General features: G+C 54.3%; 10 protein-coding genes and 3 pseudogenes. 3 read left to right on the top strand and 10 right to left on the bottom strand.

Annotation, left to right across the window (positions count from 1 at the left end):
• Nucleotides 1–175 precede the first annotated feature (175 nt).
• On the top strand, nt 176–634 hold the full coding sequence (locus ACSZO4_RS03850) for a YehR family lipoprotein (RefSeq protein WP_437887532.1): 459 nt from the start codon (nt 176–178) through the stop codon (nt 632–634).
• 50 nt (nt 635–684) lie between these two features.
• On the opposite strand, the gene ACSZO4_RS03855 is transcribed toward ACSZO4_RS03850, so the two are convergent.
• The 5 genes from ACSZO4_RS03855 to ACSZO4_RS03875 all read right to left on the bottom strand — a co-directional run bounded on the left by ACSZO4_RS03855 (nt 685) and on the right by ACSZO4_RS03875 (nt 4,432).
• Complete coding sequence (locus tag ACSZO4_RS03855) at nt 685–1,158, bottom strand: DUF1456 family protein (RefSeq protein ID WP_437887533.1); 474 nt, start codon at nt 1,156–1,158, stop codon at nt 685–687.
• A gap of 87 nt (nt 1,159–1,245) precedes the next feature.
• On the bottom strand, nt 1,246–1,584 hold the full coding sequence (locus tag ACSZO4_RS03860; RefSeq protein ID WP_437887534.1) for a helix-turn-helix domain-containing protein: 339 nt from the start codon (nt 1,582–1,584) through the stop codon (nt 1,246–1,248).
• Nucleotides 1,568–1,921, bottom strand: a complete 354-nt coding sequence (locus ACSZO4_RS03865) for a type II toxin-antitoxin system RelE/ParE family toxin (RefSeq protein ID WP_437887535.1) — start codon at nt 1,919–1,921, stop codon at nt 1,568–1,570. Before ACSZO4_RS03865 ends, ACSZO4_RS03860 begins: the two co-directional genes overlap by 17 nt.
• Nucleotides 1,922–2,030: 109 nt before the next feature.
• Nucleotides 2,031–2,750: a two-component system response regulator BtsR gene (btsR, locus tag ACSZO4_RS03870; protein ID WP_437887536.1), complete on the bottom strand. Its 720-nt coding sequence runs from the start codon at nt 2,748–2,750 to the stop codon at nt 2,031–2,033.
• Complete coding sequence (locus ACSZO4_RS03875; RefSeq protein ID WP_437887537.1) at nt 2,744–4,432, bottom strand: LytS/YhcK type 5TM receptor domain-containing protein; 1,689 nt, start codon at nt 4,430–4,432, stop codon at nt 2,744–2,746. The genes btsR and ACSZO4_RS03875 overlap by 7 nt, the downstream gene beginning before the upstream one ends.
• Nucleotides 4,433–4,652: 220 nt before the next feature.
• Between ACSZO4_RS03875 and mlrA the strand changes: the two are divergent.
• Together mlrA and ACSZO4_RS03885 are read left to right on the top strand one after the other, a co-directional pair.
• Nucleotides 4,653–5,383: pseudogene (gene mlrA, locus ACSZO4_RS03880) on the top strand (HTH-type transcriptional regulator MlrA).
• 59 nt (nt 5,384–5,442) lie between these two features.
• A complete protein-coding gene (locus tag ACSZO4_RS03885; protein WP_437887538.1) occupies nt 5,443–5,556 on the top strand; it encodes a protein YohO in 114 nt (37 codons plus the stop codon).
• Here ACSZO4_RS03885 and ACSZO4_RS03890 read toward each other — a convergent pair.
• From ACSZO4_RS03890 to ACSZO4_RS03910, 5 genes and pseudogenes are all read right to left on the bottom strand, one after another.
• Nucleotides 5,531–6,268: an ABC transporter permease gene (locus tag ACSZO4_RS03890; protein WP_437887539.1), complete on the bottom strand. Its 738-nt coding sequence runs from the start codon at nt 6,266–6,268 to the stop codon at nt 5,531–5,533. The two genes, ACSZO4_RS03885 and ACSZO4_RS03890, sit on opposite strands and share 26 nt — an antisense overlap.
• Nucleotides 6,252–7,202: an ABC transporter ATP-binding protein gene (locus tag ACSZO4_RS03895; RefSeq protein WP_437887540.1), complete on the bottom strand. Its 951-nt coding sequence runs from the start codon at nt 7,200–7,202 to the stop codon at nt 6,252–6,254. Before ACSZO4_RS03895 ends, ACSZO4_RS03890 begins: the two co-directional genes overlap by 17 nt.
• On the bottom strand, nt 7,199–8,359 hold the full coding sequence (locus ACSZO4_RS03900; protein WP_437887542.1) for an ABC transporter permease: 1,161 nt from the start codon (nt 8,357–8,359) through the stop codon (nt 7,199–7,201). The genes ACSZO4_RS03895 and ACSZO4_RS03900 overlap by 4 nt, the downstream gene beginning before the upstream one ends.
• Nucleotides 8,356–9,266, bottom strand: a pseudogene (gene osmF, locus ACSZO4_RS03905) (glycine betaine ABC transporter substrate-binding protein OsmF). Before osmF ends, ACSZO4_RS03900 begins: the two are co-directional and overlap by 4 nt.
• A 164-nt stretch (nt 9,267–9,430) precedes the next feature.
• Nucleotides 9,431–9,575 (bottom strand): annotated as a pseudogene (locus ACSZO4_RS03910) (IS4 family transposase); the annotation flags it as partial.

The following is a 9,575-nucleotide window of genomic DNA, read 5'->3' on the forward strand; positions in this document are numbered from 1 at the left end:
CCCAGCAAGCGCCGCGAAAGCGGCGTTTTTTTTGCATTGTACGTCCGTCAGGCTGAGGACAACGCCACTTTCGGATTATACGAATACCATAATCTCCCCATTTTCATCACTCTTCTGCTATACATTCTGTGCAGTATTTTTTGAGCAGCACATTTTTCATAAAATGGAGTTTTACATGAAAGCGTTAAATAAATTTCTATCGGTAGTCCTCGCATCCATTCTCGTTTTCGCTCTCGCAGGATGTGGCGATAAAGAAGAGACCAAAACATTCAAAGCGGATATCAACGGTACCGAGATCTCAATGACCTACACCTATCAGGGCGATAAAGTTCTCAGGCAGGATTCTCAGAGCAAAATCAACTATGCGTCGATAGGGGTAAAAACAAAAGAAGACGCCGCGAAGATCCTTGATCCACTCAGTGCCAAGTTCCAGAACGTCGCCGGAGTGGAAGAGAAATTGACCTACCAGGATACCTATGCTGAGGAAACCGTCTCCGTCGATATGGAGAAAGTTGACTTTAAAGCACTGCAAGGCCTGATGGGAACCATGGTGTCAGGCGATACCAGTAAAGGCATCAGCATGAAGCAGAGCCAGACAATGCTGGAATCCGCGGGCTTTAAAGAAGTGAAATAAAGTCGTAACAGATTTTAAAGCCAGCGCGGCACAAGCCACGCTGGCTTTTTTTATTTGGCGGGTTTTGCGTGCTCACGTACCGTCAGCCCGCGCAGGAAATAACGCAGGAACTGATCGCCACATTCACGGAAATTTTTGTGCTCGCTGGCACGCATCATTGCGGTAATTTCCGGCATTGATACGCGGAATTTTTGTTCTGTAAGAATGGCCAGAATATCGTCGGTCTTTAAGGTAAAGGCGATACGCAACTTCTTCAGAATAAGATTGTTAGTTATCTTACGTTCGGTCACCAGCGCAGGCTGAGACTCATCTTTGCCCCGACGCTCATAAATAAGACCATTAAGAAAAAGGGACATCATAATGTCCGGGCAGCGCTGAAAACCCGCCTCTTCTTCCTTGCGTAACCAGCCGACCAGTTGCTCGTCGCTGACCGTTGCTTCAGCAAGGGCAAACAGACGTTTAAGGTCGTTATTATTCATTTTCAGCGCGTAGCGCAGGCTACGTAAAATATCGTTATTGAGCATAAAGCCTTCGGGACAAATCGTGACAAACGCGCAGTGTAACACTGAAGTTCACAACCCCAGTGCTTCTTTTAATTCTGTCGCACGGATTCAGGTAATGATGAGTTGAATGCGCTTACCAATAATCGTGGCCATACTGATCAACGCATCCAGGGTGAACTTTTCCGTTTTCTGATTAACCACATCAGAGACACGTGGCCGGGAAACATGGAGAATTTTTGCTGCATCAAGCTGTTTATGCCCGCAACGCTGCATCCAGTCAGCAATTTCCTGCATCAGCTGACGCTTCAGCTCATCCGCTCTCGCCATCTCTTCCCTGGACTGGGCAAGCATACGTTCCGCCTCTTCGGGTTCGAATCCCAGATCGGAAAAAATATTGTCGCCGGCCCTTGTGACATAACGTGTTTTATTATCAGTATCCTGCGTCATTTCTGATTTTCCCTTCGTCAACTGCTGCTTTATATCGTGCTTTAATGATGGCGATATCTTTCATGGGGATTTTCTGTGTTTTCTTGTGAAAGCAGTGCAATACGTGAATGGCATCGGCGAATTTAGCAACATACGCCACCCGAAACTCGCCATTATCACCATGCAGCCTGATTTCAATCGTGCCGACTCCGCAGCCGTTAATGTATTTCCAGTCCGCCGGCTCCCGTCCATGCTGGATTTTATCTAACTGGAAACCAGCATCACGCCTGACATCCTTTGGGAAAGCCGTTAAATCATTCAGTGACGAGCCGTGCCAGTTAATATCTTTCGCAATCATCACTCGCGTCCTTGCTGTGTGTTGATTGCGTATAAAATTATATACCAAAATAAAACACAAGCGCACGACGGATTTTTTGCGAACAGTCCCGACGTTTTATTTGCTGGTCTTACAACCCCAGTGCTTCTTTTAAATTCTTCAGATAGCGACGGCTGACGGGCACGGTCTGACCATCGCGCAGCAGCAGTTCCGCCTGGCCGTTATCTTCCAGTTTGATCTCTTTAAGATGGGCCATATTCACCAGATACTGGCGATGGCAGCGCAATAGCGGAGTCCGGCTTTCCAGGGTACGTAGCGTCAGCTCGGTAAAGCCCTCTTTACCGTCGCTGCTGGTCACATACACCCCGCTCATCCGGCTGCTGACAAACGCCACTTCACTCATTTGCAGCAGATAAATACGGCTATGGCCGGTGCAGGGGATAAACTTAAGCACTTCCTGATTTTCCGGCAGCACCGATACGTCCTGCACGGTGCGCTCATGGCGCAAACGGGCGAGGGTTTTATCCAGACGCTGCGCCTCGATAGGTTTAAGCAGGTAGTCGAAGGCATGCTCCTCAAAAGCCCGCACCGCATATTCGTCAAACGCGGTCAGAAACACGATATAGGGGCGATGTTCCGGATCCAGCATACCAACCATCTCCAGGCCGCTGATACGCGGCATCTGGATATCGAGGAACAGCACATCCGGGCGCAATTTATGCACCGCACCGATGGCCTCCACGGCATTGGCGCATTCGCCGACAATCTCAATATCGCTCTCTTCCTGCAATAAAATCCGCAGGTTCTCCCGCGCCAGGGGCTCATCATCGACAATCAGCACTTTTAACATGCGCTTTCCTCCAGCGGGAGTCGTAGGGTAATTCGGGTAAAGATATCCGGCTCGCAGGCGACGGTAATCCCGCAGCCGTCGCCGAAACGGGCGCGTAAACGCTTATCGACCAGGCTCATCCCTAAACCGCTGGCGTCGGTTTTCGGCTGATACAGCCCGGCGTTGTCTTCGATATCCAGCACCAGATGGTTTCCGTCCTGGGTGGCATTGATGGAGATTTCGCCTACCCCAAGCAGCTGCGAAGTACCATGTTTAATGGCATTCTCGACAATAGGTTGCAGGGTAAACGCCGGTAGATGCTGGTAAGACAGCACATCCGGCACATTCAGACGAACCTGCAGACGCGTCTGGAAGCGCGCCTGTTCAATCTGTAGATAGGCATTAACGTGCTCAATCTCATCGGCGAGCGTCACTATCTCCGAAGGCCGCTTCAGATTCTTACGAAAGAAAGTGGAGAGGTATTGCACCAACAGCCCCGCCTGATCGCTGTCGCGACGGATCACCGCTTTGAGCGTATTGAGGGCATTAAACAGAAAATGCGGGTTAACCTGGGCATGCAGCAACTTAATTTCGGATTGCGTTAGCAGCGCCTTTTGCCGCTCATACTGCCCGGCGAGGATCTGCGCCGACAGAAGCTGTGCAATCCCCTCCCCCAGCGTTCGGTTGATCGAACTGAATAACCGGTTTTTGGGCTCATAGAGTTTGATGGTACCCACCACACTCTGGTTCTCGCCACGCAGGGGAATAACCAGCGTAGAGCCCAGCTTGCACTGGGGATGTAATGAGCAGCGATAGGGCACTTCGTTGCCATCGGCATACACCACCTCGCCGCTGTCGATGGCCTTCTGGGTCCAGCCGGATGAGATAGGCCGCCCCGGCAGATGATGATCGTCACCGGCGCCGGTGAAGGCCAGCAGTTTCTCGCAATCGGTGATTGCCACCGCGCCAATGCCCAGCTCTTTGTACAGCACCTGGGCCACCTTCATACTGTTCTCTTCATTAAAGCCCTGGCGCAGGATCCCCTCCGTCGAAGCGGCAACTTTCAGGGCCGTGGCTGAAAATGCTGAAGTGTATTTTTCAAACATCGCGCGTTTATCGAGCAGAATACGCATAAACAGCGCCGCGCCAATGGTATTGGTGACCATCATCGGCGTGACAATATTTTGTACCAGGTGCAGCGCGCTGTCATAGGGTCTGGCAAGCAGCAGAATAATCAACATCTGGATAAGCTCCGCCACGCAGGTAATGGCCCCGGCGGTAAAGGGGCTGAAGACCTTATCAGGGCGACCGCGCTTGATCAGGACGCTATGCACCAGGCCGCCCAGCAACCCTTCGACAATGGTTGAGATCATGCAGCTCAGTGCCGTCATACCGCCCATTGAGTAGCGATGCAGACCGCCGGTCAGTCCGACCAGTCCGCCGACCACGGGGCCGCCCAGTAACCCGCCCATCACCGCGCCGATAGCACGCGTATTGGCAATCGAATCTTCAATATGCAGCCCAAACCAGGTGCCCATAATGCAGAAAATGGAAAACACGATGTAGCACAGAAACTTGTGTGGCAGACGTACCGTGACTTGCATTAAGGGGATAAACAGGCGGGTTTTACTCATCAGCCAGGCGATAACTAAAAACACACACATCTGCTGAAGCAGCAGCAACACCAGATTCGATTCGTACATATTTACATCACCGCTTTGACTGAAAGCGCGTACCATACAGGGAGTCGCACGCAGATTCTTTGAAGGTTTGCAAAAAAATTATAAATCGTGCTCATTATCACAAACCTGGTGACATGATGATACGTAAACACCCTCTCCGGAACAAAAAACAAACAACTTCACCGCATTTCCAGCAGAACGACTAAAGTTAGGATGGGATTTTTTTGGCAAAGGTGGATCCATGGCGCTCTACACCATCGGAGAAGTGGCGTTGTTGTGTGATGTCAATCCCATCACCCTCAGAGCGTGGCAGAGGCGCTATGGGCTTATCAAACCTCAGCGCACCGAAGGTGGTCATCGGCTGTTTACCGATGCGGATATCGATCGTATTCGCGAGATTAAACGCTGGGTTGATACCGGTGTGCAGGTGAGTAAAGTTCAGCGTTTGCTGGATAACACGCCGGAGAGCGGCAGCGACGGCTGGCGTGCTCAGCAAGAGATGGTATTGCAGTACCTGCAAAATGGTAATCTGCAACGCCTGCGTATGTGGTTCAAAGAGCGCGACCACGACTACCCCGCCGAAACCCTGACCAGCCAGTTGCTGCTGCCCCTGCGTCGTCGCCTGCAATGTCAGCAGCCCGCGCTGTTGTTGATGCTCAGCCTGCTGGATGGCGTGTTAATCAGCCATATCTGCCACTGCCTGAACAGTGCGCGCAAAAAAACAGCCGCGATGCGCTGGTGATTGGCTGGAACGTGCAGGATACCACCCGCCTCTGGCTTGAAGGCTGGATAGCCAGTCAGCAGGGCTGGCGAATCGACGTGCTGGCCCACTCGTTAAGCCAGTTTCGCCCGGAGATGTTTGAAGGTCAGACGCTGTTAGTGTGGTGTGGCGAAACGCCAACGACGGCGCAACGAAAGCAACTGCTCGACTGGCGTAACCATGGTCATGCCGTCTTCCCACTCGGAAATTAATGATTCATTAACAGATGCGCTTCGCCTTATAATACGTTTCTTAACACAAGGAGCGCACAATGAACCTGTCCAAAATTACCGTCATCGCGATTTTCCTGCTGATGGCTATCGGCGGCATCAGCGGCGTTATGCTTGCCGGCTACTCATTTATTGTTCGTGGCGGTGTGGGCTGAAACGCTGCGCCAGACGCTCAAAGCTGCGGTCAACGATAATGGCCGCCAGCGCCACCAACAGAGCCCCCTGAATCACGTAGGCGGTATTAAAACCGCTCAGACCGATGATAATCGGCGTCCCCAGCGTGCTGGCCCCCACCGTGGAAGCGATGGTCGCGGTGCCGATATTAATGATGACGGAAGTGCGGATCCCGGCAATGATAATTGGGGCCGCCAGCGGTAACTCGACCTTTATCAGTCGCTGCCCGTCACTCATCCCCATCCCTCTGGCAACATCCTGCACCGCTGCGGGTACGGCAGACATCCCGGCAAGCGTCCCCTGTAAAACCGGCAGAACACCGTAAAGCACCAGCGCGATAATCGCCGGTCGATCGCCAAAACCGATAACCGGCACCGCAATCGCCAGCACCGCGACCGGGGGAAAGGTCTGTCCTACCGCTGCGATGGTCTCCACCAGCGGACGGAACTCATTACCCCACGGGCGCGTCACCACAATTCCTGCCCCTACGCCAGTCACCACCGCCAGCAGACTTGAGATGGCCACCAGCTCAAAATGCGCCAGCGTCAGGCCGATAAAAGTTTCCTGTTGATACAGCGGGCGCGGCAGTTGCGGAAAGAGTGCGCTGAACAGCGCCGCACTGTGCGGCATCACCAGCAGCAGCGCAATAAACAGAGCAATCAGGGCGCACTGTGGATCACGAAAGCACTTCACGCGCCGACTCCATTGTTAACAAATCACTAAAATGCAGCGTCCCGCAGAAGGCACCCTGCTCATCGACGACGGGCAGAACATCGCACTGCCTTGCCACAAAGGCTGACAGCGCCTCGCGCAGCGTCATATCGTCACGCAGCGGCTCACCCGGCCGCGGCGTCTCGTCTTTACGCACCCAGGCTTTCACAAGGTGCAGCGACAACAGCCGGACGCCCCGCTCGCTCCGGCCAAAAAAGTCTCTCACAAATGGGTTCGCAGGTCGGGTCAACATAGCCAGCGGCGTACCTTGTTGCACGATTTTTCCGTTATCCATCAGAACCAGATGATCGGCAAGCTGCAGGGCTTCATCGATGTCATGAGTCACCAGCACAATGGTGCGCCCCAGCAGGCGGTGAATACGGGTCATCTCCTGCTGTAATGCGCTGCGGGTCACCGGATCGAGCGCGCCAAAAGGTTCATCCATCAGCAGGACTTCCGGGTCCGCAGCAAGGGCCCGGGCAACCCCCACACGCTGCTGCTGACCGCCAGAAAGCTGATGTGGGTAGCGGTCGCGCAATCCGGCATCCAGCCCCAGCAACGCCATCAGCTCATCAGTACGGTCAGCTACCTTTGCCCGCGACCATTTTTGCAGTTGCAGCACGGTGGCGATGTTCTGTGCCACCGTCCAGTGCGGGAACAGGCCAATAGACTGAATGGCATAGCCCATCCGCCGCCGCAGCTCCAGCACCGGCAGGCTGCGGATCTCTTCCCCGGCAAACAGAATGGTGCCTACATCGTGCTCCACCAGGCGATTGATCATTTTCAGGGTGGTCGATTTTCCGGATCCCGAGGTGCCAATCAGCACCGAAAACGCACCGGTCTTGCAGTGCAGATTGAGATTGCTCACCGCCGGAACGCCAGCAAAAGACTTGCTGACCTGACGAAATTCGATCATGACGTTTTTACCTCCAGCAGGGCGATACCCAGCGCAAATAACGCATCAACGACCACCGCGAGGGCAATCACCGGTATCACGCCAAGTAACACTAAATCCAGCGCACTGCTGAGCAACCCCTGGAACACCAGGGCGCCAAAACCTCCGGCGCCAATCAGGGCAGCAATCACCGCCATGCCGACGGTTTGTACCGCCACCACCCGGATACTGCGCAGTAAAACAGGCAGCGCAAGAGGAAAACGTACCCGCCAGAAACGCTGGCGGGCGCTCATCCCCATCCCTTTGGCGCTTTCCAGCACCTCAGCCGGTACCTGATTCAGCCCCGCCACCACACCCCGTACCATGGGCAAAAGGGCATACAGGATCAGGGCTATCAGCGCAGGCGCCATCCCGGTTCCGGCCACCCCAAGCAAACCCAGCCAGGGGAAGTGCGCAACCAGTCCGGCCAGAGGCGCAATTAACAGGCCAAAAAGCGCGATGGAAGGCACCGTCTGGATGACATTGAGCAAGGTGAATACCGGGCCCTGCCGACGCGGATGACGATAACACCATAACCCGATAAGTAAGCCGATAAAAAGCGAGGGCAGCAGCGTGAAGAGCAGTAGCGACAGGTGCCGCCCCAGCGCATCATCAAACACATCCTGACGATTGGCATACTCTTTTAGCAGAGAAAGGCTATCGAGTTGCCCGCTGAGCAAAAGCATGACCGGCAGCCACCACAGCTGGGCGTGCAGCAGCCAGCGCCTGAGAGGATCCGCCGTCAGACGACGGATCACATCGCTACAGCACAGTAAGGCCAGTCCAGACCATAGCCACCAGCCGCTGCCGGGGGAGGTTCGTGCAAGCGAACTGCCGGTTTGCGCCAGATCGCGGGCAGCAAGACCGGCACTCCAGACAAGCACCCAGAATGCACCCTGAGCAATCAGCAAGGTGGCTACCAGGGTCGTCCGGCGGGGCAAAAAGCAGAGTATGAGCAGGCTTGCCGGTACGAGGGCGGCAAGGGCTGCAAAGCCTGGCCATAGCTGCCAGAAAACACGCCCCTCACCTGAAACCAGACGATTGGGGGCGTAATTGACAAAAGGGAGCGCCGTCGCTGCCAGCCCAAGGATCACCAGCAGCAGCACGACGCGGTTATGACATCGAATCGCCACCTTTATTTAACGAATCCCTTTTCCTTCAGGTAATCTGCCGCCACTTTTTTGGCATCCAGGCCTTCAACCGCAATACTGGCGTTCAGTTTTTGCAGGGTTTTCTCATCAAGACTTGAGAACACTGGTTCAGCCAGTCGTCCAGCTGCGGATACGCTTTCAGTACTGCGTCGCGCACAACGGGCGCAGGCGCGTAGATCGGCTGCACTCCCTTCGGATCGCTCAGGGTTTGCAGGCCAAGCGCAGCAACCGGACCATCGGTACCGTAGGCCATTGCGGCATTAACCCCCGAGGTTTGCTGGGCAGCCGCTTTGATTGTCACCGCAGTATCGCCCCCGGCCAGGGAGAGCAATTGGGGTTGAGTCAGTTTGAAATCATAGGCTTTTTCAAAGGCGGGCAAGGCATCGGCACGCTCAATAAATTCAGCCGAGGCGGCCAGTTTAAAGGTCCCGCCCTCTTGCAGATAGCGGCTAAGATCGGCGAGCGAGACCAGCTTGTTTTTTTCTGCCAGATCCTGGCGTACAGCGATAGTCCAGGTGTTGTTGGCGGGCGCCGGAGTGAGCCAGACCAGTTTATTCTGCTGTGCATCGAGCGTTTTCACTTTTTCGTAGCCCTGTTGGGCATTTTTCCACGCCGGGTCATTCTCCTGCTTAAAGAAGAAAGCCCCATTGCCCGTATATTCCGGGTAGATATCCAGTTCACCGGCAGTAATGGCGCCGCGTACTACCGGCGTGGTCCCCAACTGAACTTTATTGACCGTCTTCACGCCGTGACTGTCGAGGACCTGCAAAATAATATTGCCCAGCAACGCCCCTTCGGTATCAATTTTAGAGCCGACCTTAACCGGCTCAGCGGCCTGGGCGCCTGCCGCCAGCAATAACAGCCCTGCTGCGCTCCATTGCGAAAGTGATTTCATGCTCATTCCTCTTTGTTTTTGTCATACCGGGATCTGCACATTGCCACAAGCGTAGTTGAGATTTCAGCAGGAAGACACCATCGCCGCTGAATTTGATGCGACTGACCAACTGCAGTGGTTATAACGCACAGCAGACAAAAAAGGCCGCTTACGCGTAATGCCGTTCACTTAAGCGGAGCGGCACTGCGTTTCACCGGATAACGGGTTTTTGATATCTTAACCGCCCTCGGCCTTGATGGTCGGGGGCGTTTTGTTATGAACAGAGCTTCCAGCGCCCCCCGCAGATGCTCCAGCCGTTTCGGGATGGTC

Origin of the sequence: Phytobacter sp. V91 (assembly GCF_965644225.1) — a bacterium.
GTDB lineage: Bacteria > Pseudomonadota > Gammaproteobacteria > Enterobacterales > Enterobacteriaceae > CBFFRJ01.